This window comes from Cupriavidus sp. 01L45, from assembly GCF_056399885.1.
Genome location: NZ_JBFTSG010000022.1, coordinates 22,427 through 45,853 on the forward strand (window position 1 = coordinate 22,427; position 23,427 = coordinate 45,853).

The 23,427-nt window shown below is 64.8% G+C and carries 21 protein-coding genes and 1 tRNA gene; 12 read left to right on the forward strand and 10 right to left on the reverse strand.

All coding sequences use genetic code 11. From position 1 onward, the window contains the following. Positions 1–16 precede the first annotated feature (16 nt). The 3 genes from AC1DT6_RS16785 to AC1DT6_RS16795 are packed head-to-tail and all read right to left on the reverse strand — an operon-like array spanning position 17 to position 2,914. On the reverse strand, positions 17–622 hold the full coding sequence (locus AC1DT6_RS16785; protein ID WP_441627391.1) for a c-type cytochrome: 606 nt from the start codon (positions 620–622) through the stop codon (positions 17–19). Positions 623–656: 34 nt separating this feature from the next. Then, positions 657–1,265 carry a cbb3-type cytochrome c oxidase subunit II gene (locus AC1DT6_RS16790; RefSeq protein WP_441627393.1) on the reverse strand — a complete coding sequence of 203 codons (609 nt, stop codon included), beginning with the start codon at positions 1,263–1,265 and terminating at the stop codon, positions 657–659. After that, a complete protein-coding gene (locus AC1DT6_RS16795) occupies positions 1,262–2,914 on the reverse strand; it encodes a cbb3-type cytochrome c oxidase subunit I (protein WP_441627395.1) in 1,653 nt (550 codons plus the stop codon). The genes AC1DT6_RS16790 and AC1DT6_RS16795 overlap by 4 nt, the downstream gene beginning before the upstream one ends. A 410-nt stretch (positions 2,915–3,324) precedes the next feature. On the opposite strand from AC1DT6_RS16795, the gene AC1DT6_RS16800 reads away from it, so the two are divergent. The 8 genes from AC1DT6_RS16800 (at position 3,325) to AC1DT6_RS16835 (ending at position 12,522) form a co-directional block, all read left to right on the forward strand. Further along, the gene (locus AC1DT6_RS16800) at positions 3,325–3,582 is read left to right on the forward strand and encodes a YtcA family lipoprotein (RefSeq protein ID WP_045239049.1); all 258 of its coding nucleotides are present in this window, start codon (positions 3,325–3,327) and stop codon (positions 3,580–3,582) included. A 19-nt stretch (positions 3,583–3,601) separates the two neighbouring features. Further along, positions 3,602–4,651, forward strand: coding sequence for a multidrug transporter subunit MdtN (gene mdtN, locus AC1DT6_RS16805; RefSeq protein ID WP_441627397.1), 1,050 nt, complete (start codon positions 3,602–3,604; stop codon positions 4,649–4,651). A 9-nt stretch (positions 4,652–4,660) separates the two neighbouring features. Beyond that, a complete protein-coding gene (locus AC1DT6_RS16810) occupies positions 4,661–6,769 on the forward strand; it encodes an FUSC family protein (protein WP_441627399.1) in 2,109 nt (702 codons plus the stop codon). Then, positions 6,756–8,249, forward strand: a complete 1,494-nt coding sequence (locus AC1DT6_RS16815) for an MdtP family multidrug efflux transporter outer membrane subunit (protein ID WP_441627401.1) — start codon at positions 6,756–6,758, stop codon at positions 8,247–8,249. The genes AC1DT6_RS16810 and AC1DT6_RS16815 overlap by 14 nt, the downstream gene beginning before the upstream one ends. 305 nt (positions 8,250–8,554) lie before the next feature. Beyond that, positions 8,555–9,394, forward strand: coding sequence for a class II glutamine amidotransferase (locus tag AC1DT6_RS16820; RefSeq protein ID WP_441627403.1), 840 nt, complete (start codon positions 8,555–8,557; stop codon positions 9,392–9,394). 261 nt (positions 9,395–9,655) lie between these two features. Next, positions 9,656–10,486, forward strand: a complete 831-nt coding sequence (gene ppk2 / locus AC1DT6_RS16825; protein WP_441627405.1) for a polyphosphate kinase 2 — start codon at positions 9,656–9,658, stop codon at positions 10,484–10,486. Between the two features lie 38 nt (positions 10,487–10,524). Further along, on the forward strand, positions 10,525–12,231 hold the full coding sequence (locus AC1DT6_RS16830) for a SulP family inorganic anion transporter (RefSeq protein WP_441627407.1): 1,707 nt from the start codon (positions 10,525–10,527) through the stop codon (positions 12,229–12,231). 36 nt (positions 12,232–12,267) lie between these two features. After that, complete coding sequence (locus tag AC1DT6_RS16835) at positions 12,268–12,522, forward strand: RNA-binding protein (RefSeq protein WP_477102777.1); 255 nt, start codon at positions 12,268–12,270, stop codon at positions 12,520–12,522. 95 nt (positions 12,523–12,617) lie between these two features. Here AC1DT6_RS16835 and AC1DT6_RS16840 read toward each other — a convergent pair whose 3' ends face one another. Then, positions 12,618–13,076 (reverse strand): MarR family winged helix-turn-helix transcriptional regulator, encoded by a 459-nt coding sequence (locus tag AC1DT6_RS16840; protein ID WP_441636836.1) that lies wholly within the window; start codon positions 13,074–13,076, stop codon positions 12,618–12,620. Between the two features lie 62 nt (positions 13,077–13,138). Here AC1DT6_RS16840 and AC1DT6_RS16845 point away from each other — a divergent pair, with 62 nt between their 5' ends. Both AC1DT6_RS16845 and AC1DT6_RS16850 read left to right on the forward strand, forming a co-directional pair. Next, on the forward strand, positions 13,139–13,615 hold the full coding sequence (locus tag AC1DT6_RS16845) for a PaaI family thioesterase (protein WP_477114791.1): 477 nt from the start codon (positions 13,139–13,141) through the stop codon (positions 13,613–13,615). Positions 13,616–13,797: 182 nt separating this feature from the next. Then, on the forward strand, positions 13,798–14,631 hold the full coding sequence (locus AC1DT6_RS16850) for a thioesterase family protein (RefSeq protein ID WP_441636832.1): 834 nt from the start codon (positions 13,798–13,800) through the stop codon (positions 14,629–14,631). A 453-nt stretch (positions 14,632–15,084) separates the two neighbouring features. On the opposite strand, the gene AC1DT6_RS16855 is transcribed toward AC1DT6_RS16850, so the two are convergent. The 6 genes from AC1DT6_RS16855 to cysS all read right to left on the reverse strand — a co-directional run bounded on the left by AC1DT6_RS16855 (position 15,085) and on the right by cysS (position 21,578). Then, positions 15,085–15,178: transfer RNA gene (locus AC1DT6_RS16855), tRNA-Ser, on the reverse strand. 161 nt (positions 15,179–15,339) lie between these two features. Beyond that, the gene (locus tag AC1DT6_RS16860; RefSeq protein ID WP_477102779.1) at positions 15,340–16,590 is read right to left on the reverse strand and encodes an aspartate kinase; all 1,251 of its coding nucleotides are present in this window, start codon (positions 16,588–16,590) and stop codon (positions 15,340–15,342) included. Between the two features lie 180 nt (positions 16,591–16,770). Further along, on the reverse strand, positions 16,771–18,204 hold the full coding sequence (tilS, locus tag AC1DT6_RS16865; protein WP_441636828.1) for a tRNA lysidine(34) synthetase TilS: 1,434 nt from the start codon (positions 18,202–18,204) through the stop codon (positions 16,771–16,773). Further along, entirely contained in the window at positions 18,170–19,141 is a 972-nt protein-coding gene (locus AC1DT6_RS16870) for an acetyl-CoA carboxylase carboxyltransferase subunit alpha (protein ID WP_183030977.1), read from the reverse strand. The genes tilS and AC1DT6_RS16870 overlap by 35 nt, the downstream gene beginning before the upstream one ends. A 125-nt stretch (positions 19,142–19,266) precedes the next feature. Next, positions 19,267–20,193: a DNA-3-methyladenine glycosylase family protein gene (locus AC1DT6_RS16875; RefSeq protein ID WP_441636824.1), complete on the reverse strand. Its 927-nt coding sequence runs from the start codon at positions 20,191–20,193 to the stop codon at positions 19,267–19,269. Continuing rightward, positions 20,190–21,578, reverse strand: a complete 1,389-nt coding sequence (gene cysS, locus AC1DT6_RS16880; protein WP_477102780.1) for a cysteine--tRNA ligase — start codon at positions 21,576–21,578, stop codon at positions 20,190–20,192. Before cysS ends, AC1DT6_RS16875 begins: the two co-directional genes overlap by 4 nt. A gap of 470 nt (positions 21,579–22,048) precedes the next feature. On the opposite strand from cysS, the gene AC1DT6_RS16885 reads away from it, so the two are divergent. Further along, positions 22,049–22,747 (forward strand): tetratricopeptide repeat protein, encoded by a 699-nt coding sequence (locus AC1DT6_RS16885; RefSeq protein ID WP_441636820.1) that lies wholly within the window; start codon positions 22,049–22,051, stop codon positions 22,745–22,747. A 70-nt stretch (positions 22,748–22,817) separates the two neighbouring features. Beyond that, complete coding sequence (locus AC1DT6_RS16890; RefSeq protein ID WP_045238023.1) at positions 22,818–23,402, forward strand: peptidylprolyl isomerase; 585 nt, start codon at positions 22,818–22,820, stop codon at positions 23,400–23,402. Positions 23,403–23,427 lie beyond the last annotated feature (25 nt).

The following is a 23,427-nucleotide window of genomic DNA, read 5'->3' on the forward strand; positions in this document are numbered from 1 at the left end:
ACTACCTTCCCTGTCACTACTTCAGCGGAGCGAGTTCCTTGTCGCCATCGAAGGGGGCCGCCCTGTCCTTGGTGGCGATGCGAACCTGGGCGACCAGGTCCGCCGTCACAGAGGGCGCGGCGTTGCCCCATTGGCTTCTTGCGTAGCTCAGCACGGCGGCGATTTCCGCGTCGCTGAGCTGCGTGCCGAAGGGCGGCATGGCGCCGTTGAACGCGCTGCCCTTGACCGTCAATTGCCCGGTGATGCCATGCAGCACGATCGCCACCGCGGTCTCGGCCTTGCCCTGCACCCACTCGGAAGCGGCCAGCGGCGGGAACACCCCGGGCAGGCCCTGGCCGGTAGCCTGATGGCAGGCGGCGCAGCGCGAAGCAAACACTGCAGCGCCGTCCGCCGCGCCGCCGCTGGCCGCCTTCTGGCCTTGCAGCGCGCCGACGGTGCGGCCGTCGCCGAGCTCGGAGGGGATATTGATCGGTGCCCTGGAGATGTAGTAGATGCCCCACAGGATCAGCGCCGCCACCAGCACCACGATGCTGCGCGGAATCGGCGTCTGCCCTTCGCCGGGGTCGGCGTACTCCCGCTGCTCCTGCGGCGAGGGCTGGGAGGGTGGCTGGTTGTCTGGCATGGCATCGGGTTCCGTCAAGCGGCGCGTGAAACGGCTATTTGCCTGCCTTGGAGGCCGCATCGTCCGGCGCGGGCAAGGCAGCATACGTGTGGTCGAGCGCCTTCAGGTAGGCAACCAGGTCGAGCGCCTCGGGCGTTGCCACCACCACCTTGCCAACCGGTGCGGCCCCCGCCGGCAGCGTCACCACGTGTTCGCCCGGATCGGCAGCTGCCTTGACATCGAACAGGTAGGGATAGCTCGGCATGATGCTCTGCGCAACGTAGGCGCGCGGCTGGTAGAGGTGCCCGAGATGCCAGTCCGCGCTGAGCTGGCGCGCGCCGATATTGAACAGGTCGGGCCCGGTGCGCATCGTGCCAAGCAAGTGCGGGTGATCGTAGTAATAGTCCGCCGCCACCGATGCCCTGCCCCACCCGCGCTTCACGTCGGGCGCGAACGACGGATCCCGCGGCTGCTGCGAATGGCAGTAGACGCAGCCATTGCCGATATAGACCTGCCGGCCCCGAAGTTCCGCCGACGTATAAGGTTTCAGGCCGGGAGCAGGCTTGACGTACTGCAGTTGCAGGTACGGCACCACCACCAGCGCGCTGGTGGCCACCGCCAGCATGACCATGCCGGCACCGATCATCAGGGTGACGTTCCTCATGAACTGGCTCCTGTCTTGTTCAGGTCGGCAAGCGGGAACATGGCGGGCTTGTCTCGGTTCGGCCCCAACCCCAGGATGACACAGACGAAGTTGGCGATAAAACAGAGGTGCCCCAGCACCATCAGGCCGCCCCCCAGCGAGCGGGCCTGCAGGTAAGGCACCGTCAGCGTGACCGAATCCATGAACGGCCGCGAGGCATCCAGCATGGCCAGCCCCTGCAGGGTGCCTGCGATGGTCAGGGCGATGAAGTAAATCGCGATACCAACTGCGGCGCACCAGAAATGCGCCGCGATCAGGCTCGGGTACGGCCACTCTCGCTGCGTGACACGCGGCACGATGAAATAGATCGAGCCAAAGAATACGAAGCTCACGAACGCGTAGAGCCCCAGGTGGGCATGGGCAACCGTGTAGTGCGTGAAATGCGTGATGACGTTGATGCTGCGCAGGGCTTCGAAGGAGCCCTGGAACGAACTCAGCGTGTACATCATGCCGCCGAGGGTCACGAAGCGCAGCGTGGGCGAATACAGCAGCGCCTTGAAGTGGCCGCGCATGGTCTGGTGCAGGTTCACAGAGAACGCCACGACCGGGATCAGCATCATCATGCTCTGCACGATGGACAGCGTGACCATCCAGCCGGGAACCGGGCCGCCCACCAGATGGTGGCCGCCGACCTGCCCATAGAAGAACGCCAGCGTCCAGAAACCGAGCAGCGACAGGCCGTACGACTGGATCGGCCGGCCAATGATCTTGGGGAGGAAATAATAGATCGATGCCAGGGCAAGCGGCGTATAGAACAAGCCCAGCACGCTGTGCCCGAACCACCAGTTCATGGTTGCCTGCTCGACGCCGAAATGCACGTAGGGCACCTTGGCCACCAGGTACAGGACCGGGAACCAGAACAGCGCGCATCCCATGTACCAGACCGAGACATACAAATGGCTGACGCGGCTGGCCAACAACGTGAGTACCAGCGGCATGCCGATCAAGGCGCCGCCCACGGCGAACACGATGCCGATCTGCCAGGGGATCTCCAGCCATTCGAGGCCGTCGGACAGACCGACGGCAATGCTGCCCAGGCCGGCAACCACGCCGGCGTTCCACATCATGGCGCCCAGCAGCGCGTAGTTGGCGCCAACCAGGCGGGTCCTCAGCACGCGCGGCAAGACAAAGAGCGCAATGCCCAGCCCGGCCATCGGCGCCCAGCCATACGCCACGGCATTCAGGTGGACGGTGCGGATGCGCCCGAAGGACAGCCAGGCCTGCGAGGCGAGCGCATCCGGCAGGTGCAGCTTGAGCGAAGCCGTCAGCCCGGCCAGCGACGCCACCAGCAGCCAGGCCATGGCGCAACACAGGAAAACGAAGACCACCATGGAAGACGAGCGATCCGCTTCCGCCCTGGCCGTCAGTTCCGCGGCCAGCGTCGGAGACGGCGCCGGCAACCCGGTGCGGGTTGCGACCTCCTGCAATGCCGTGCGCTGCTGCCCGGTGACCGAGGGCTCCTCCGCCCTGCCGATTTCCCCGGGCGCGAAAATCACCGCTGCCGCGCTCGGGGAACCGTCAAGCAAGCCGTACCGTACGCTCAGGATAAACACGAGCAGGCCGACCACGGAAAGGATAAAAGCCGAGAGGAGTATGGAGACCGTGCTCATGAAACCCTCCCGGGGCTTTGGCATCATGTGGTGGCCGGCGCGCCGCCCGGCTCGATCTTCCGCTGGCGTCGCGCCCCCCCCGATACAGGCTCATCAAGTCACTTATTCGCAACTTCATGATATGCGCCCATGGTGCGCAGCTTCAGCGCACGGACCGGGCCTTTGGCATGAACGCGACCGCGCCAGGAACGGGAACCAGCGCATGGAAATGCATGCAATGTAGACCATCGAAGACCGCTTGCCAAATTTGCCGGCCGGCCGCGCAGACAGGGCCAGTCCCGGAGCAAATTCTTCCATTGGCTATGCGGATCGTGCAAAATGGGCAGCCGGAGTCGGCGCATAAAGGCGATCTGCACAACGTGTCGACGCCTGCCGGCAGACACACGCAGCGCTGAATAATGGGAGACTCCATGAGAGTGATCGGTGTTGCTGCCGTTGTCGCCCCCGCGCTTGGGGGATGTGCAAGATCGCCCTCCCTCAGCGTGCTCGGCGCGTATTTTCCCGACTGGATGTTCTGCATCATCGCTGGCGTTGCGCTTGCCATCGCCTGTTACCTGCTGCTGGAGCGCAGCCGGTCCGGATACTGGCTCGGCCCTCCGGCCCTGGCCTATCCAACACTCGTCACCCTGTTTTCCCTCGTTGCCTGGCTGATCCTGTTCCAACCTTGACCCGCCCGGGCGCATGAACATGACGACAACGAACAACAAGAAGGCGTGGCCGGCCCTCGTACTGGTCCTGATCACGCTGGCGCTGCTGATTCTGGTGATCTGGATGCTGGACCGCTCGCCGCGCACCGACGATGCCTATGTCTACGCCGACGCGATCGACGTGGTGCCGGAAGTCAACGGGCGCATCGTCCAGCTCGCCGTGCGCGACAACCAGGCGGTGAAACAAGGCGACCTGCTGCTACAGATCGATCCACGCCCCTACCAGGATGCGCTGACCCGGGCCAAGGCTTCGCTGGCCGCGCTTGACCAGCAGATCATGCTGACGCAGCGCACGGTCAATGCACAGCAGTACAATGCGCAATCCGTACGGGCGGCGGTCGAACGCGCCCGGGCAGCGGCCACCCAGGCAACCGATACCCTGCGCCGCACCGAGCCGCTTTTGCCGCAAGGCTATGTGTCGGCGGAAGACGTCGACCGCGCCCGCACCGCGCAGCGCGCCACCCAGGCCGAGCTCAATGCGGTGCAACTGCAGGCGCAGCAGGCGGCGGCGGCGGTCAGCGGCGTGGACGCGCTGGTTGCGCAACGCGCGGTGGTCCTGGCGGAAATCTCGCTGGCCGAATTGCATCTGGAATTTGCCACCGTGCGGGCACCATTCGACGGCCGGGTGGCGGCGCTGAAGACATCGACCGGCCAGTTCGCTTCCGCGCTCAAGCCGGTGTTCACGCTGATCGATACGCGCCACTGGTACGTGGTGGCGAACTTCCGGGAAACGGAGCTGAAAGGCATGCGGGCCGGCACGCCGGCCACCGTCTACCTGATGAGCGACACCGGCCAGCATTTTCGCGGCACAGTCGATTCGATCAGCTATGGCGTGGCGCCGGACGAAGGCGGCCTGGCCCTGCCCGGCGGGCTGCCGCGCATCCAGCGCAGCCTTAACTGGGTGCACGTGGCCCAGCGCTTCCCGGTCAAGATCCGCGTCGAAAATCCCAATCCGGATCTGTTCCGGGTCGGCACTTCAGCGGTGGCCATCCTGCACCCCGAGGCAGGCAACCCCGACGGGCGTCGCTGAGGCACCGCCATGAGCCCGGGCACGCTCGTACCGGACAGCCTGCTGCAGGCGGCGGCGTTCCTGCGCGCCCAGCTCGCGCCGTATCCGGGACGCGTCAACATCTTGCTGCGCTGCATGCTGACCAGCGCCATTGTCATCGTCGTCTCGATGGCGCTCCAGGTGCCCTCGCTCGCGCTCTCGCTGCTCGTCGTGTTCTACGTCACGCAAGCGAACGTGGTGGTCACCCGGCTGGTGGGTGTGATGTTCATCGCAGGATCCACACTCGCCATCGGCGTTTCGATACTGCTGCTCAAGCTGACCTTCGACTTTCCCTTGCTGCGCATCGTGGTCGCCAGCCTGCTGTTCTTCGCCAGCGTGTACCTCATGCGCGTGCTGAAGATCGGCATCGTTTTCTTCATCGTCGCGATCGTGGTGATCTACGTGCAGACCTTCGTCGACCGCACCGGCGAGGCAGAATTGCTGATCCGCGCCGTGCTGTGGGTGTGGGTCGCCGTGAACTATCCGATCGCGCTGACGCTGCTGATCAATACGCTGTTGCTGCCCGCGGAGCCGCAGCGGCAATTGAAGGCGGAAGTCCACCGGCAACTGGGTGCTGTCGACGCGCATCTGGCGCGGCTGACCGACGGCACGCCAATGGCGGAACCAATCACGCCAATGGCGATTCAGCAAGGTGCGTTGACGCTGCAGAAACTGCTCAAGTTCGCCACCATGCGCGATGCGCACTATCGGCAAGACAAGGCGCATCAGTTAGCCTGCATCGCTACCGTGTCGCGGCTGTATCGTGCAGCGGGCGAACTGCCGGACGATCTGCCGAACGCTTCGGCGGCGCAGCTCGGAGCGCTGCGGCAGCTACGCGCCGACTGCCAGGCGCTGGACGCATCGGTCATCGCGGACCAGCCATACCGGCCCGCCCCACTTGCCACGCCCGGCCAAGGCGGGGCCGCGCCGCTGCCCGCCGCCGCGCAAGAAATGCAGCGGGCGCTGGTGGCGTTCGCCGATGCGGACACGGCCGCCGGCGCGCCCGGCAAGGCGCCGGAAGAGCCGCCGATGGTGGTGCCGGACGCCCTGACCAATCCGGCGTACGTACGGTTCGCGCTCAAGACCCTGCTCGCCGTGCTGATCTGCTACGTCTTCTACACCGCGGCCGACTGGCAAGGCATCCACACCATCATGCTGACCTGCGTAATCATTGCCCTGCCCAGCCTTGGCGCGTCGATGCAGCGCGCGCTGCTGCGCGTCGGTGGCGCACTGGGCGGCAGCGCGCTGGCCTTGTTCATGGTGGTGTTCGTCATCCCGCATCTCGACAGCATCGCCGGCCTGCTGCTGATGACGCTGCCGGTGGTCGCGCTCGCCGCATGGATCGCGGCCGGATCGGAGCGCATCGGCTACGCCGGGACCCAGATCCTCTTCACCTTTTCGCTTGCACTGCTTGAGCAGTTCGGCCCCACTACGAATCTCACGGAAATCCGGGACCGCGTGCTCGGCATCCTGCTCGGGGTTGGCATTTCCACCTTTATCCAGATGTCGCTGTGGCCGGAGGCGGAAGGGGAAGCCCTGCGGCAAAAGCTGGCCACCATGCTGCATTCGGTTGGCAAGCTGCTGGCGCAGGCGGCAACCGGCACCGCAACGCCTCCCGGGCACCTGGCCTACGCGCAGCTACAGCTGCAGACCTGGGCCGTGCTGTCCGATTGCGAGGATACGCTGGCGCGCGTTGCGCTCGAGCCGGGCTGGCAGGAAGGAGAGCAGGCGCCGCTCACGCTGCGCGCCCAGGAAGTCCTGGCGCAGGGGCGTGAGATCATGCTGGCCGGCAATGCACTTCATAATGCACTGGAGGCCACCGATGGCCACCTGGGCAGTACGGCCTACGACGCGGCGCGCGCCTTTCAGGCGCAAACCGCCGCGCGGCTCGGCCACTATGCGGACGCGCTGGTTGCCAACCCACCCTCCGCCAGTACACCGCCGCCCGTCGAGATCCCGGCGCTTGGCGACGCAACCCTTGCGGCGCCTGTCGTCGCGGCCATGCGGCACCTGGTGCGCCAGCTCTGCGTCCTTCCGGACTGGCAGGCTGCGGCGGCGCAGTCCCCGGCGATGCTTCGCGAGTCCCATGATGCCGGCTGAACGCAAGCCACCCCGCGCCTGGCCGCGCCGCCCCGCAGCTTGGCTGGCCGCCGCGCTCCTGTATGCGCTGGGCGGCTGCGCCCTGATCCACGAAAACGGGGTTCCCTCACCGGAAATTCCCCTTGAGCAGATCCGTCTGGCGGACGACACGCACCTGGCCCGCGATGGCTGGCCCGAAACGCGCTGGTGGACGCGCTACGGCGACACGCAGCTCGACGCGCTGATCGAACGGGCCCTGGCGGACGCCCCCACCATGGTGGTGGCACGCAGGCGCGTGGCCCAGGCCAGAACCGACGTCGAACTGGTCAAGTCCGGTTCGCGCCTGCAGGCCGTGGCGTTCGGGGCGATCGATCGCGAGCACGTTTCGGCGAACGGCTTCCTAGGGCCGTTCGCGATGAACGTGCCGGCCCTGGGGCTCGACGGTCCCTGGTACACCGAGGGCATCGTCGGCGTGGGTGCCAGCCTGAACATCGATCTCTGGGGCTTGCACCGGGCGCAGGTGGCGGCTTCGATGGGCGTCAACAATGCCCGCCTGGCCGAAGCGTATGCGGTGGAGCTTGAACTGTCGGCCGATGTGGCGCAGTTGTACTACGGCATCCAGACCAGCCACCAGTTGATCGAACTGCTGGAACAATCGCGGCAGGTCGCCGCCTTCTCGGTGCAGACACACCAGGCACGTGCCGCGCGCGGCCTGGAATCGCGCACATTCGTCGAGCAAGCGCAAGCGCAGCAACTGGCCCTGGAACGGCAGCTTGTCGCGGCGCGGGGCACGGTCAGGCAATTGCGCGAATCGTTGCGGGCCCTGATCGGCGCGGGACCGGATGACTTGCCGGAGATCCGCCCGGTTCCCCTGCCCCAGTCCACGTCCGGCGTACCGGCCACGCTGTCGTACGAACTGCTGGCGCGGCGCCCCGACCTGCAGGCCCTGCGCTGGTACGTGCAAGCGTCGTTCGACCGGATCGACGCGGCCAGGGCGGCGTTCTATCCGAGCTTCGACATCCGCGCCTTCTTCGGCTTCAATGCCCTGCACCTGGCCGATCTGTTCACCCACGCCAGCCAGCAGATCAACCTGATTCCCGGCCTGTACCTGCCGATCTTCGACGGCGGGCGGCTCAATGCAAACCTGGGCGGCACGCGCACGGCGAGTAACACGCTCATCGCACAATACAACCAGGCGGTGCTCAATGCGGTGCGGGATGTCGCCATCACCGGCACCCGCCTGCAGGACCTCGACACCGAAGCGGAACTGCAGCGGCGGAAGGTCCAGTCGGTTTCCTTCGTCCGGGACAGCGCCGAGGCCCGCTACCAGCGCGGACTCGGCAGCCGGTTCCTGGCCATGGAGGCGCGCCAGCCGCTGATTGCCGAGCAGATTGCGCTGCTCAACGTCAACGGCCAGAAGATCAGCCAGGAGATTGCCCTGGCCAAGGCACTTGGCGGCGGCTACCTGGCCGATGCGCCGGTTGAACTCAGGCCGCGCTGAGCGGTGGCCGGCGCCTGCGCATTGTGATGTGAACGCGTTGGCGTCCCGCCAGCATGGCTTTGATCCCGGCTACCTGGAAAGATTGGCGTAAATGGCACATGCGCCACTTCAATGCAGAGCGCCGATGCGCGTTGCACGCCATATATCCTCTTGCGACGCCGCGGTTTCGGGAATCGCCGCTTGCCTCATTGCCTGAGGCGGCGCACTGTCCTAAAACTTCAAATAGCGATCTGGCGGGCGCAGGACGAGCGATCGGCCGCCTGGCAGAAGTGCTTCCGCATGGAAACGCGTTGAGGAGAGGCATCATGTGTCGGTGGCTGGCGTACTCGGGCAATCCGATCCAACTCGAGACCGTGCTGTTCCGGGCCGAGCATTCCTTGATCGACCAGAGCCTGCGCTCACGGCTCGGGCACACCACGACTAACGGGGACGGGTTCGGGATGGGCTGGTATGGCCACCACTCGGAAGTTCCGTTCCGCTATCGCTGCGTGCATCCCGCGTGGAATGACACAAACCTGCGCGAGGCGGCCCGCGCTATCCGGGCCTCGTTGTTTGTTGCGCATATCCGTGCGGCGACCGACACGCCGGCGCAGGAAACCAACTGCCACCCCTTTCGCTATGGTCGCTGGCTGTTTGCCCACAATGGACTGATACGGGACTATCCGACGGTCAGGCGGGAGCTGATGATGGCCATTGCGCCTGAGTTGTTCCGCTGGATCGAAGGTTCCACCGACTCGGAAGTCATGTTCTTTCTCGCCCTCACGTTCGGGCTTGAACGCGATCCGCGCGCGGCGCTGGAACAGATGGTGGGCCTGATCGAGAACGTTGGCCACCGCCATGGCGTCGAGTACCCGCTGAACATGACGGTCTGCGCGAGCGACGGAGAACAGATCGTCGCAGCGCGCTACTCCAGCGAAGCGGATTCGCGCTCGCTCTTCCACAGTACATGCGTTCGTCATTTACGCGAACTCTATCCTGAGAATTCGCACATTGCCGAAGCGGGCGACGATGCCATCCTGGTGCTTTCGGAACCCGTGGTCGACCTCGCTGGCGCATGGGAGGAGATCCCGGAGGGTACGGCCATTCTTGCCAGAGGCGGCGTCGTCGAACGTGAACGTTTCATCCCCCGCATGCCCGAGTGCTGACGCACGGCAGCGCAGCGTGTGATTTCAAGGACGACGGCCGTGGATGCGCGGTAGCGGCAAGGCAGCCCGGGGCTATTCGCGGTGCATTTTGGGAGCCTGCTCACGCTTCAAGCCGTCCGCCGGTTTGCCTTGCCATGGTTTGCTCCATGGGTGCACTGCGTCGTCCATGTAATGGCCGGTGATTTGACTCTCTCCGCATGGACGACGAAACTGTAAATGGCTCCTCATGCAAGGATCCGCACACACCGGAAGGAGACGACCATGCCAAAGGAGAAGGAAAAAACCAGGCGCGAAAAGCCTGAGCACGGTGATCAGAGAGAGCCTTTGTCATATAAGAAATACAGAAAGGCCCTGCTCCCCTTGCATGTAGAGCTGGTCAGGCTCCAGGAATGGGTGGTTCAGTCGGGCGCCAAGATCTGCATCATTTTTGAAGGCCGCGACGGCGCTGGCAAAGGGGGAACCATCAAGGCCCTGACCGAGCGTGTGAGCCCGCGCGTGTTCCGCGTGGTGGCATTACCGGCACCCACGGAACGCGAGAAGAGTCAGATGTACGTGCAACGCTACCTGCCCCACCTGCCGGCCGCGGGAGAAGTGGTGATCTTCGATCGTAGCTGGTACAACCGGGCGGGCGTGGAGCGCGTCATGGGGTTCTGTACCGAGGAACAGGTGGAGAGCTTTTTCAGGGCCGTTCCGTTGGTCGAGCAGGCCATCGTCCACTCTGGAGTGATGTTGTTCAAGTACTGGCTGGAAGTCAGCCAGGAGGAACAGACTCGCAGGCTGGAAGCGCGCATCCACGACGGACGCAAGCTGTGGAAGCTGTCCGACATGGACCTGAAGTCCTACAGCCGCTGGTATGACTACTCTCGCGCCCGTGACGCCATGTTCCGGGCTACCGACACCGCAATCGCCCCATGGTACCTGGCCAATTCCGATGTCAAGGAGCGCGCCCGCCTCAACATCATCAGCGACATACTCCACAAGATTCCCTATGAAGCCATGCCGCGCAAGGAGGTGTCGCTGCCCGCGCGGCAAAAGCCGGAAGGCTACGTGGAGCCGGACTACCCGTACAAGCGCGTTCCCGAGAAATTCTAGGTTCCCTCATCAGAACCGAAACCGGGAGGGAGGCAGCCATGCAGCAGGAAGCGCCAGACGGGCGCCGCGACATCCACGTCAGCCATATGCGCTGGTCGCTGCAAGGCTATCGGAAGGAGTGGGTTGCACCGGACATGATTGCCGGACTCACGGTTGCGGCGGTAGTCATCCCCAAGGCGCTCGCCTATGCCACCATTGCCGGCCTGCCCGTTCAGGTGGGGCTCTATACCGCCTTCGCGCCCATGCTGATCTACGCCCTGCTCGGCAGTTCGCGCACGCTCAGCGTCAGCACGACGACAACGCTCGCGATCCTGGTTGCGGCGGCATTCGGCAGCCTGGGCCCGCACCCCGACCCGGCAACCCTGATCACGGCTTCGGCAACGCTAACGTTCCTGGTCGGCGCCATGCTCCTCGCCGCCTGGCTGCTCCGCCTGGGCTTTGTCGCCGACTTCATCTCCGAACCCGTGCTCGTTGGCTTCAAGGCGGGGATCGGCCTCGTCATCATGGTGGACCAGATTCCGAAGCTGCTCGGCATGCATATTCAGAAGGGATCGATCTTCCATAATCTCCTGGCCATCGCGCAAGGCATTCCGCACGCGTCGTTGGCGACTGCGGCTGTGGGTATCGCCATGGTCGGCATCCTGTTGTCCATGGAGCATTGGCTGCCGCGCTTGCCCGCGCCTTTGATTGCCGTGGCCGCAGGCATCGCCGGCGTGACGCTGCTGAACCTCCCGGACTACGGCGTGGCCATCGTCGGCAAAGTCCCGACCGGCCTTCCGCCCGTGACCCTGCCCGATGTGGATATGATGCAGCGGCTATGGCCTGGGGCGCTTGGCGTCGCGCTGATGAGTTTTACCGAGAGCATTGCCGCCGGGCGCGCATTCGCGCAAAGCGGGGAGCCGCCGCCAGCGGCAAATCGCGAACTGCTGGCCACGGGACTCGCAAACCTGGGCGGCGCCTTCCTCGGTGCCATGGCAGCCGGCGGGGGCACCACGCAAACCGCCGTCAACCGCATTTCTGGCGCACGCTCGCAACTGGCCGGACTGGTGACCGCCCTGGCGTCGCTCGGGACCATGCTGGTGCTCGCACCAGTAGTGGGACTGATGCCGGAGGCCACACTGGCCGCAGTGGTCATCGTGTACTCCGTGACCCTGATCAAGCCCGCCGAATTTCGCGCGATTCTGAGCATACGGCGCACCGAGTTCAGTTGGGCGCTGATTGCGATGGCCGGCGTTGTTGCTCTTGGCACGCTGCAGGGGATCGTCATCGCCATCATCGTGTCGCTGCTAGCCCTGGCGTACCAGACATCAGACCCACCCGTCTACGTGCTCGTCCGCAAGCCCGACACCAATGTGATCCGCCCGCGGTCGGATGAACATCCGCAAGACGAGGCCATCCCCGGCTTGCTGATGCTGAGGCCGGAAGGAAGAGTCTACTTTGCGAATGCGCGGCGCATCGGGCATAAGTTGAGGCCTCTGGTTGCCAAGGTCAGGCCGAAGATTTTGGCCCTGGACCTGGCAGGCGTTTCGGACCTCGAGTACACCGCGCTCCATATGCTGATCGATGCGGAGAAAGAACTGCGTGAGGAAGACGGTGTCCTGCTCTGGCTGGTCGGCATGAATCCCGACGTGCTGGCGATGGTTCGACGCTCCCCGCTGGGAGAGACGCTCGGCCGTGACCGGATGTTCATCACCCTGGATTTGGCAGTTGCCAGATATCAGGCTAACCCAGCCAACGGCACATAGTGGACATTGCCCGTTGTATCGAAGCAAGAGGTAATCATGTCACGTCTACTGCTGACGAATATCGAACCCGGCACCGCTGACGACGAAGTCCGCGCGCTTCTCGAAAAGTACGGTCTACCACCCTGCGATGTCATAGAGCAGGTGCCTGGCGATGGGACGCGGCCATCCGTGGTAATGACCTTCGATGACATTGACCCGGATACGCTGCACAAGTACGCCGAGCGCATCCATCACATGTTCTGGAAAGGCCGGGAACTGACGGCACAGGTGCTGAGCGACCGCTTTACTTGAGCCGCTATCTTGTGGCCGCCCGGAGGAATATCTGCTCGATCAGGCGATCGCCGGCTTCGGCGATCGCCTGTGCGCCCCCATCTTGCCAGCGCGACCTAGTCGCCTAGCTTGTCTGCCGCCTTGCCGAGCAGGCCAAGCAGGTCCGGCCCCAGACTCGCAGACAGTTCGCGGTTCGCCGGCGACCAAAACGCAAGGGCCCGCTGGAGGCGAAAAGCCCCCTCCTCGGTCAGCCAGACTGCGCGTCGCCGGCGGTCACTCTCTGCGCTCACGACTTCCACCAAGCCGGCCCCGGCGAGTTGATCCACGTTTCGGGACATGGTGGATTGATTCAGTCCGGCGTGCAGCGCAAGCGCCCCCAGCGTGTCATCCGGCGCGGATGCGATCAGGCACATCAGCCCAAATTGGGTATTGGACAAGCCAGATGGCAGCAATGCTGCATCCAGCTTGCTAGTAATGCGCCGCGCCACCAAGCGCGAGAGCCAGCCAAGATCCGACTCCAGCGCATCGGCGGCGTCCGCGCGCAATGTTCTTGGTGCTTGTGTTTTCCTGTTCATGTTTCTATTATATGCATCTGCATTTATTGCATCTACATATAATTTCAATAACAAACAGAGACATGAAAAACTATCGCTTTGGCGTGGCCGACCTGGAAGACATCGCCGGAATGAGTGGCAGAGTGTTGCTTCAGGCAATCATTGACGGCCAACTGCCGCAGGCGCCGATCTCGCAGGCGCTGGACTTCTGGTTCGTTGAAGTCGGCGACGGCTTTGCTGCTTTCGAGGGCGAACCCGCGCCGCACTTGCTGAATCCGATGGGCACGGTGCATGGCGGCTGGGCGCTGACCCTGATCGACAGTGTGGCCGCCTGCGCTGCCCATTCCTTGCTGCCTGCGGGGACCAGCTACACCACCGTCGAAACCAAGGGCAACTTCTCGCGGCCGATCAGGCCAGATACCGGCCGTGTTCGCGCCGAAGCGAAGGTTGTCAGCCAGGGGCGCCAAATCGTCACCTCCGAGGCGCGGGTCCTGGCCACCGATGGCCGCGTCCTGGCACACGGAACTTCAACGCTCCTGATCGTGCCTCCGGCTCGCTAATGGCGACTACCAACTCACGCGGAACGACTTTGCACGCTGAATGATCTCCCCGCCCTTGATAGCCTTCAAGACGGGAAACGGCGCCAGGATTCTCTACGAAAAGACCGGCCTCGGCGTGCGCCGGGCCATCCAATTTACAACTGGGCAGCCACGGCCGCCCACGATTCGATTTGGAGCACACCATGACGCAAGCGATCCCGGCATTCAGTGACAGTTCATCGGCTGTCTACGAACGACAAGGCGATACATGGTTGCCGACAGAGCTCTCACGCGGTCCATGGGACGCGCGTTTCCAGCACGGCGGGGCGCCATGCGCGTTGTTGGCGCATGCGGCCGAAAGCGCAGTTACGGAGCCTGGCTGGCGCCTCGCGCGCTTGAGTGTCGAACTGATCAAGCCAGTTCCGATTACCCCGCTGACAACGAGATGTAACCTCCAGTCGTCGCGAGCCACATCGCGTATCACTATCGACCTGCTTGCCGGAGACCTTCTGGTTGCCCGCGGACATGCCCTGATGCTGCGTGGCGCGCAATTGACGCTGCCTGGTGACCTGCCTGCCGGCTGGTCGCCCACGCGGCTTGAACCGTTGCCGGCAAACTGCAATGACAGCGTGCGCATCCCAGGCTTGCCCGACGGAACGTCCTTCTATCAATCGGCCATGGAGACACGCGTCGCACAAGGCGACCCTTCGCAAGCCGGCCCCAGCGCTGCCTGGTTCAGGCTCACGGTGCCGATCGTGCAGGGAGCGCCGACATCTCCCGCCATGCGTGCTGCCGCCGCGTCCGATTTCGGCAATGGGCTGAGCTGGGTGCTTCCGGCGAGTCGCTATCTGTTCGCCAATGCTGACCTTAGCCTGCATCTGCATCGTGAGCCCGTCGGGGAATGGATCGGGCTTTTGTCCGGTACAGAGGTGCATGGCAGCGGAACTGGTGTCACGATGTCACGCCTCTATGACGAGATGGGGACGATCGGCATCGCGATCCAGACGCTGCTGCTACGCGAACGGGCGACGAAGTAGGTCCGGACGGACCTGGGCATGTCGGCGTGCCGCACACGCTCAGCGCGTTCGTTGCAACGAACGGCGAGATCCGATCGGCCAGCAGGAGACCGCAGATGCTGTCAGGAACGACGATGTCGAACGCGCGAGGCTGGCACAACCTATTCAACGTGCGCCCGTGAACCGTCCCAGCCGGGGAACCCGATACTTGACCGGCTCGGTGCCCCGGCACTGCGCGATCGCGGCGAGGATCTGACGCTGAGGCTGCGCAGAATCTCTCGCTTGCCATGGACGGCAACGAGGTCCATCGGCACGCGCTTGCGCAGGTAGCAGATGCCGTCTCGGCGGGGTGAGGTACATGCTGGTTCCCGCTCTGTCTGTGTCAGGTACACACGCGGGGACAGCAGTGAAATCGGGGCCACAAAAAACAAAACCCCGGAAGACCGCGATCTTCCGGGGTTCTGCCGCCATTGCTGGCGGAGACGGAGGGATTCGAACCCTCGATCCAGGTTTTGGCCCGGATGCTCCCTTAGCAGGGGAGTGCCTTCGACCTCTCGGCCACGTCTCCCAAACCTGCCGTTGTGTGAGGGAGGCCACACAACGAAGCGCGTATTCTATCGGTCAGATTTCAATTGGTCAACGATGATTCGATAACTAATTCAAAAAAATCTCAGAACCGATAGTTGGACCTGCGGTTGGACAAGCCGCACGCGGCCTGTCCAACATGAATCACGCCTGATCCAGCTCGAACACCTTATGCAGCGCGCGCACCGCGAGCTCCATGTACTTCTCGTCGATCAGCACCGAGATCTTGATTTCCGAAGTGGAGATCATCTGGATGTTGATGCCTTCTTCCGACAGCGTGCGGAACATCTTGCTGGCGATGCCAACGTGCGAGCGCATGCCCACGCCGACCACCGAGACCTTCGACACCTTGGGGTCGCCGGAGACGCTGGCAGCGCCGATATGCGCCTTCACGCCATCGTTCAGGATAGCCAGCGCGCGCTGGTATTCGCCGCGCGGCACGGTGAAGGTGAAGTCGGTCTTGCCGTCGACGGACTGGTTCTGGATGATCATGTCGACGTCGATGTTGGCGTCGGCCACGGGGCCCAGGATCTGGTACGCGATGCCGGGCTTGTCGGGCACGCCCAGGACGGTGATCTTCGCCTCGTCACGGGCAAAGGCAATGCCGGAGATGACGGCTGCTTCCATTTCAGACTCTTCCTCAAAAGTGATCAGCGTGCCCGAGTGCATTTCTTGCTCGAGGGGCATCAGGGGGTCGGTCAGCGACGACAGCACGCGGGTCTTCACGCGGTACTTGCCGGCGAACTCCACCGAACGGATCTGCAGCACCTTGGAACCCAGGCTGGCCATTTCCAGCATTTCCTCGAAGGTGATCTGGTCCAGGCGGCGGGCGTCCTCGACCACGCGCGGATCGGTGGTGTAGACGCCGTCCACGTCGGTGTAGATCAGGCATTCGTCAGCCTCGATGGCGGCGGCGATGGCCACTGCCGAGGTATCCGAACCACCACGGCCGAGCGTGGTGATATTGCCGTACCCATCGATGCCCTGGAAACCCGTGATGACGACCACGCGCCCGGCGTCGAGATCGGCCAGGATGCGCTCGTCGTCGATCGATTCGATGCGGGCCTTGGTGTGGGACGAGTCGGTCTTCACCGGCACTTGCCAGCCGGTGTAGCTGATCGCGCCGACGCCCTCGCCTTGCAGCGCGATGGCCAGCAAGGCCGAACTGGCCTGCTCGCCGGTCGCGGCCAGCATATCCAGCTCACGCGGGCTCGGCTGCGCCGAAATTTCCTTGGCAAGACCAAGCAGGCGATTGGTTTCGCCGGACATGGCCGAAGGCACCACGACTACGCGGTGACCAGCACGATGCCATTTGGCAACGCGCTTGGCGACATTCTTGATGCGTTCCGGAGAACCCATCGAAGTGCCGCCGTATTTGTGAACGATGAGAGCCATCTATTTGTCGACGCCAGCGATTGTGCAAAACCTCTGAAAATACACGAAGAGGCGGCGTGAAGCAAGGCATCGCATGATGACACGCGCCCGGCGGAAGTGGCGCGCACGGCTCGCGCGCCTATTTTGCGCGCGGTATCGATGCGATCTGGCGTCCGCTTGCACCGCCTGTTCAGGGCGCGGTTACGCCCTCGTCCACTCCACCCATTCGATGCGCCAGCGTGGCGATGCGGGTGCAGCCGGCCAGCGCCGGTGCATGCCCAGCCCGGCCGCGAACACGAGTTGACCACCCGCCCACAGCAGGGGGAGCCGCGCGCGCCGCGCCATCGGCACGCCGGCCTCCTGATAGGCCTGCTTGAGTGCGCGCGCCGGGCCGCCCGGGCGCAGCACGATGCGTTCGCCGCCCTGCCGTGCCGCGAGCCGCAGGGGCTGCCGCAACGCGGCTTCGGGCAAGCCATAGGTGTCGTCGCGCGTAAAGCGCAGTTCGCCATGCCAGGCCGGCACCGCCAGGCTTGCCTCGCCCTGCCAGGCTAGCGCGAGATCGCCCGAAGCGATCGCTGGCCCGGCGTTCCGGGCCAGCACGCGCCCCTGGAAACGATGCAGCACCAGCGCCTCGTGATGGATGGCTGGCTCCCCGCCTTCGTGCTCGATCAATTGCGCGCGCATGGCGGACAAGCGCGCGGTGGAAGGGGCCTGCGTGCCGAGGTCGCGCAACCACAGGCGCAGCACAGTGTCGGCCTGCGCGGACGAAAGCGCGCGCAGGCCCGCGAGATCGAGTTCCGCGATGGTGCCGGCATCGCGCGGCGGGCGCACCAGCCCGGCCATCAGCTGCATGGCGAGCCCATCCAGCAATTCGCCGGCCTGCGCCAGGTGGGCGGCGGCCTGTGCCACGTTGGCGCGCAAGGCGGGAAACGCCGCGACCAGCGCGGGCATCTGCCCTCTCAGCGCGTTGCGGGCGAAACGGGGGTCGTCGTTGGAGGGATCGTCGATCCATGCGAGCGCATGGGCGGCACAGTAGGCATCGATGTCGTCACGCGCCACGTCAAGCCAGGGCCGCAGCAGCACAATCTGCTGCCGCGGCCCGAGCCGGCGCAGGCGCGGCATGCCGCCCAGCCCGGCCAGCCCGCTGCCGCGAAACAGGCGCAACAACACGGTCTCGACCTGGTCATCCAGGTGATGCGCGAACAGCAGCAGTTCCGCCCCGGCCTCATCGCACATGGCCTCCAGCGCTGCGTAGCGCGCGCGGCGCGCGGCCGCCTCGAGCCCTTCGCCGTGCTGCTGGCTCACCGTGACGCGGCGGCTGTAGAACGGCAGTTGCCAGTCGCGGCACAGCGACGCGCAGAAAACGTCCCACTCGTCGGCCTGCGCCTGCAGCCCGTGGTGCACATGCAGCCCCACCACGCGCAGCGGCAGCGACGACGACGCCACCGCCGCACGCAACGCGTGCAGCAGCGCTACCGAATCGCGTCCGCCGGAGAGCGCCACCGCCACCGTGCCTGCCCGTGCGCCATGGCCAGAAACAACAAAGGCCGCACCGGCCTGAAGTGCCTGTGCGACCTTGTCGGTCAAGCCGGCGGACGGGTCAGCCCGGTGCGCCGGTTTCCTTGAACTTGCCATAGGACAGCAGACGCTCGTTGCGACGCGCCTGCAACTCCTTCACGCTCATGCCCTGGAACTGGCGCAGCGAATCCGCCAGCGAACGCTTGAGCATGGCGGCCATGCCCTTGACGTCGCGGTGCGCGCCGCCCAGCGGCTCGCTGACGATCTTGTCGATCAGGCTAAGCGCCTTGAGGCGGTGCGCGGTCAGGCCGAGGGCTTCGGCAGCTTCGGGTGCCTTCTCGGCGGTCTTCCACAGGATGGAAGCGCAGCCTTCCGGCGAGATCACGGCGTAGGTGGCAAACTGCAGCATCTGCACCACGTCACCCACGGCAATCGCCAGCGCGCCGCCGGAGCCGCCTTCGCCGATGATGGTGGCGATCAGGGGCACCTTGAGGCCGGCCATCACGTAGAGATTGTGACCGATGGCTTCGGACTGGCCACGCTCTTCCGCGTCGATGCCGGGGAATGCACCCGGCGTGTCAACGAAGGTGAAGATCGGCAGGCCGAACTTGTCGGCCAGCTCCATCAGGCGCTTGGCCTTGCGGTAGCCCTCGGGCTTGGGCATGCCAAAGTTGCGCATCGCGCGCTCTTTGGTGTCGCGCCCCTTCTGGTGACCGATCACCATGCACGCCTGCCCGTTGAAGCGGGCCAGGCCGCCCACGATGGAGAGATCGTCGGCAAAGCTGCGGTCGCCGTGCAGTTCGTGGAAGTCGGTGAAGATCTCCCGCACATAGTCCAGCGTGTACGGACGTTGCGGATGCCGGGCGATCTGTGCCACCTGCCATGGGGTCAGGTTGGCGTAGATGTCCTTGGTAAGCTGCTGGCTCTTGCCGGCCAGCCGCGAAATCTCTTCGGAGATATCGACAGCCGAATCGTCCTGCACAAACCGCAGTTCTTCGATCTTTGCCTCGAGTTCGGCAATTGGCTGCTCAAAATCCAGGAAGGTGGTTTTCATGAGACTCGCGTACCTGTCTGTGAAGGGGCGCATTCTACCGGAATTCACCCACTAAACCGCAAGTCTGCGGATGCAGCCTCGCGCACTTCCATGCAAATTCTGCTGTCTTTCTGCTGCCTGTCAGGCTAATACGTCACCGGCAGAGGGTCAAGACTGCGCCACATGTACCAGGTGGCGACGGTTCGCCACGGCTCCCAATTGGCCGCCACCTCGCGCGCTTCGCTGCGGGTAACGGGTTCGCCGCTGAAATAGTTCGCCGAAATGGCGTTGATCAGGCCGACGTCGTCAAGCGGCAGTACATTGGGCCGCATCAGGTTGAACATCAGGAACATTTCGGCGGTCCAGCGGCCGATGCCGCGGATCTGCGTCAATTCGGCGATGACGGCTTCGTCGTCCATCTCCGTCCAGCTGTCGACATGCACGCGTCCCGCCTTGAAATGCTCGGCAAGGTCGACGATGTACTCAGCCTTGCGGCGCGACAGGCCGCAAGCGGCCAGGTTGTCGTGCCCGGCCTTTAGCATCTGTGCCGGCGTGAGCTTGGGACAGAGTGCCGCCAGACGCTCCCACACCGTTTGCGCGGCCTTCACCGAGATCTGCTGCCCAACGACGGAGCGGGCCAGCGTGATAAAGGGATCGCCGCGCGAGATCAGGTGCGCCGGACCGTAGGTGGGGATCATCTTGCGCAGGATGCGGTCGCGCTTCATCAGGTCGGCGCAGGCCTCGTCCCAGTAGGCGGGACGCACCGCGCCCACCACCGTCTCGACCGGCAGGGGGATTGCCGCGGCTTCCGGCAGCACGGGCGCCCTGGGCGTGCGTGCCGCGGTCTTCAGCACCGCCTTGCCGTCCGCCCGGACCACCGGCCCGGACGATTTGACCGGGGCCTTGCTGGCCACCTTGACACCGCTCTTCAGCGGCTTGGCGGCCTTCGCCACCGTGCTTGCCTTGGGCGACTTGAGCGGCACCGGCGGCTTCGCCGCAGGCCTGGCCTTGCTGGCCGCAGCAGTCTTGGACGGCGCCGCAGGCGTCGCCGTCTTGCGCACGGCAGCGTTCAAGCGCGCCTCCACTCGGTGGCACCGCCCGGCTTGTCTTCAAGGATCACGCCGCCGGCCAGCAGTTCGGCACGGATGCGGTCGGCTTCGGCGAAGTTGCGCTCCGCCTTGGCTTGCTTGCGCGCACCGATCAGGGTTTCGATCTGCTCCGGCTGCAGGCCATCGGCTGTCTTGCCGCCTTGCAGGAACGCGTGCGCGCCGCGCTCCAGCAAGCCCAGCGTGGCACCCAGGCCCTTGAGCTGGCGCGCCATCGCCCGCGAGCCGGTGCGATTGACTTCACCGGCGAGGTCGAACAGCACGGCCATGGCGATCGGCGTGTTGAAGTCGTCGCCCATCGCGTCGATAAAACGCCGCGCATGCGCCTCTTCCCAGTCCAGGGGCTGATCATCGGGCTGCACGTCCTTGAGTGCCGTGTAAAGGCGCGTCAGGGAATGACGAGCGTCCTCCAGGTGGTCATTGCTGTAGTGCAGCGGGCTGCGGTAATGCGCGCGCAAGATGAAGAAGCGCACCACCTCGGCGTCGTACTCCTTGAGTACGTCGCGGATGGTGAAGAAGTTGCCGAGCGATTTCGACATCTTCTCGTCATTGATTCGCACGAAGCCGTTGTGCATCCACAAGTTGACGAAGGTCTTGCCGCTGGCCCCTTCGGACTGCGCGATCTCGTTCTCGTGGTGCGGGAACTGCAGGTCGGCGCCGCCGCCGTGGATATCGAAATGCTCGCCCAGCAGCGCGCAGCTCATGGCCGAGCATTCGATGTGCCAGCCCGGACGGCCGGCGCCCCATTTCGAGTCCCACTTGCTTTCGGCGGGCTCGCTTTCCTTGGCGGGCTTCCACAGCACAAAGTCGAGCGGATCGTGCTTGGCTTCGTTGGTGGCCACGCGCTCGCCGGCGCGCAGGTCTTCCAGCGATTTGCCCGACAAGCGCCCGTAATTGGGGAATTTGCGCACCGCATAGTTCACATCGCCATCGCTGGCCTGATAAGCCAGGCCGCGGGCCTCCAGCTTGCCGATGATATCGAGCATCTGCGGCACGTAGTCGGTCGCGCGCGGCTCATGGTCCGGGCGCTGGATGCCCAGCGCGTCGGCATCCTCGTGCATGTAGCGGATGAAGCGGTCGGTCAGCGCGCCGATGGTCTCGCCATTCTCCGCGGCGCGGCGAATGATCTTGTCATCGATGTCGGTGATGTTCTGCACGTAGGTCACCTGGTAGCCGGCCGTGCGCAGCCAGCGCTGCACCATGTCGAATACCACCATCACGCGCGCATGGCCAACGTGACAATAGTCGTACACCGTCATGCCGCAGACATACATGCGTACACGGCCGGGTTCGATTGGCACGAAAGGCTGTTTTTCACGCGCGAGCGTGTTGTAGATATTCAGAGGATGCATGAAACGAGGTGAAAGGATGAGGAATCCTGCCGGCGGCATGACCGGGCACAAACTGGCACTGGCTGGAACTGAACCGGCCGCCCGCATTCTGCTGCCCTGCCCCCGGGGCTGCCAGGGGCCGCCCCCGCGTTGCCCCGAAGTTGCCCATAACCGACTGCGGGCAATCCTCGCGCAACGATGCGGGACGAGAGGGACAACGGCACAGCGGGACAACACTGCAACGATACGGCGGGACAGCACTTGCAAGACACCAGATGCGCCATTGTCGCGCCTTCGCGAGACCGGCAACTTGCGCCTGCGCAAAACCAGGCGCGACCCATATCTTACCGGAAGCGACCGACCAGGGTGGCCCCGCGCCCGCCTTGCGGCGCACCACGGCAAGCCCGCGTGGCAAAGGGAACGCCCCGATACCCGGGCCGGCATGGCCGGGCTTTTGCTAGAATGCCGCGGAGTATAACGGACCGCCATACATGAGCCTGTTCCTGCCCACCATAGCAACCGCTTCATCCCCGCCCCTGCGCCGGCGCATTGCGGCCGCCTCGTTAACCCTGGCGGCCAGCCTGGCAGGCATGCTTGTCATGGCGGGCCCCGTGCGCGCGCAGGCCGGGCCCGTATCGCTTGCCGTGCCGGCCGTCCCGCCCGGCGGCGTGCGCTCTGCCGATCCGGGCATGGCCGAGGCGGAGAAGGCGGCGGCGCAGAAGAAATATGGCGAGGCCATCGATCGCTTCGACCGCGTGCTGGCCACCAACCCGCGCAATGCGCAGGCGCGCTTCGAGCGTGCCTGGGCCCTGGCCCAGGCCGGACGCGAGGACGAGGCCATCGCGGCGTTGTCTTCCATGGCACAGGATTTCCCGGAACTGCCCGAGCCGCACAACAACCTGGCCCTGCTGTACGCCAAGCGCGGGGATCTCAAGCGCGCCGAGGCGGAACTGCTGCTCGCTCTCGATGCCAAACCCGATTTCGCGGTGGGCTACACCAATCTGGGCGATGTCTACCGCCGCCTGGCCGAGAATGCCTACCGGGAAGCACTCCGCCGCAATCCCAAGGACGCGGCTGCGGCCTCGGGCCTCAAGCTATCGCAACCCGCGGCGGCCATCCAGCCTCCCGCGGGCACCACGCGCAAGGCAAGCGCCGCGGCCAGCGAGCCGGCGGCCGCACCCGCCCGGTAATGCCTTGCCCGGCAGGCGGGGCCGCAGCCAGGCCCCGGTCTTATCGTTTTCCAGATCCACGGAGTCAAGCATGATCTTTTCGCGTCGCCTCGTCCTTGCCGGCATGGTCGCCGGTGCCCTGGCGCTCTCGCCCCTGGCCTCGCAGGCACAGCAGCAGAAAGCCGAGCGGGTGCAATTCGTCACCAGCGCCGGCAAGTTCACGCTGGAGGTCTATCCGGACGCCGCGCCCAAGACGGTCGCGAACTTCATGGAATACGTCAAGAGCGGCTTCTATAGCGGCACCATCTTCCATCGCGTCATCAACGGTTTCATGGTGCAAGGCGGTGGCTTCGACCGCGACATGAAGCAGAAGCCCACGCGCGCGCCGATTCCGCTGGAGGCCCAGAACGGGTTGAAGAACAAGGCTGGCACGGTCGCCATGGCACGCACCAGCGATCCCAACTCGGCCACCGCCCAGTTCTTCATCAATGTGGTGGATAATTCCAGTCTCGACTATCCGCAGCCGGACGGTAACGGCTACGCTGTGTTCGGCAAGGTGGTGGAAGGCATGGATACCGTCGAAAAGATGAAGAACACGCCCACCACCTCGTATGGCCCGATGCGTAATGTCCCGGCCACGCCGATCGTGATCGAGTCGGCCTCTGTCGTCAAATAACACCGTACCACCGTACAAAGGAAAG

Bases quoted from the DNA above. Each gene is read 5' to 3' on its own strand.
- AC1DT6_RS16785 (WP_441627391.1), bottom strand. From the start codon at position 622: ATGCCAGACAACCAGCCACCCTCCCAGCCCTCGCCGCAGGAGCAGCGG.
- AC1DT6_RS16790 (WP_441627393.1), bottom strand. From the start codon at position 1,265: ATGAGGAACGTCACCCTGATGATCGGTGCCGGCATGGTCATGCTGGCG.
- AC1DT6_RS16795 (WP_441627395.1), bottom strand. From the start codon at position 2,914: ATGAGCACGGTCTCCATACTCCTCTCGGCTTTTATCCTTTCCGTGGTC.
- AC1DT6_RS16800 (WP_045239049.1), top strand. From the start codon at position 3,325: ATGAGAGTGATCGGTGTTGCTGCCGTTGTCGCCCCCGCGCTTGGGGGA.
- mdtN (WP_441627397.1), top strand. From the start codon at position 3,602: ATGACGACAACGAACAACAAGAAGGCGTGGCCGGCCCTCGTACTGGTC.
- AC1DT6_RS16810 (WP_441627399.1), top strand. From the start codon at position 4,661: ATGAGCCCGGGCACGCTCGTACCGGACAGCCTGCTGCAGGCGGCGGCG.
- AC1DT6_RS16815 (WP_441627401.1), top strand. From the start codon at position 6,756: ATGATGCCGGCTGAACGCAAGCCACCCCGCGCCTGGCCGCGCCGCCCC.
- AC1DT6_RS16820 (WP_441627403.1), top strand. From the start codon at position 8,555: ATGTGTCGGTGGCTGGCGTACTCGGGCAATCCGATCCAACTCGAGACC.
- ppk2 (WP_441627405.1), top strand. From the start codon at position 9,656: ATGCCAAAGGAGAAGGAAAAAACCAGGCGCGAAAAGCCTGAGCACGGT.
- AC1DT6_RS16830 (WP_441627407.1), top strand. From the start codon at position 10,525: ATGCAGCAGGAAGCGCCAGACGGGCGCCGCGACATCCACGTCAGCCAT.
- AC1DT6_RS16835 (WP_477102777.1), top strand. From the start codon at position 12,268: ATGTCACGTCTACTGCTGACGAATATCGAACCCGGCACCGCTGACGAC.
- AC1DT6_RS16840 (WP_441636836.1), bottom strand. From the start codon at position 13,076: ATGAACAGGAAAACACAAGCACCAAGAACATTGCGCGCGGACGCCGCC.
- AC1DT6_RS16845 (WP_477114791.1), top strand. From the start codon at position 13,139: ATGAAAAACTATCGCTTTGGCGTGGCCGACCTGGAAGACATCGCCGGA.
- AC1DT6_RS16850 (WP_441636832.1), top strand. From the start codon at position 13,798: ATGACGCAAGCGATCCCGGCATTCAGTGACAGTTCATCGGCTGTCTAC.
- AC1DT6_RS16860 (WP_477102779.1), bottom strand. From the start codon at position 16,590: ATGGCTCTCATCGTTCACAAATACGGCGGCACTTCGATGGGTTCTCCG.
- tilS (WP_441636828.1), bottom strand. From the start codon at position 18,204: ATGGCAAGTTCAAGGAAACCGGCGCACCGGGCTGACCCGTCCGCCGGC.
- AC1DT6_RS16870 (WP_183030977.1), bottom strand. From the start codon at position 19,141: ATGAAAACCACCTTCCTGGATTTTGAGCAGCCAATTGCCGAACTCGAG.
- cysS (WP_477102780.1), bottom strand. From the start codon at position 21,578: ATGCATCCTCTGAATATCTACAACACGCTCGCGCGTGAAAAACAGCCT.
- AC1DT6_RS16885 (WP_441636820.1), top strand. From the start codon at position 22,049: ATGAGCCTGTTCCTGCCCACCATAGCAACCGCTTCATCCCCGCCCCTG.
- AC1DT6_RS16890 (WP_045238023.1), top strand. From the start codon at position 22,818: ATGATCTTTTCGCGTCGCCTCGTCCTTGCCGGCATGGTCGCCGGTGCC.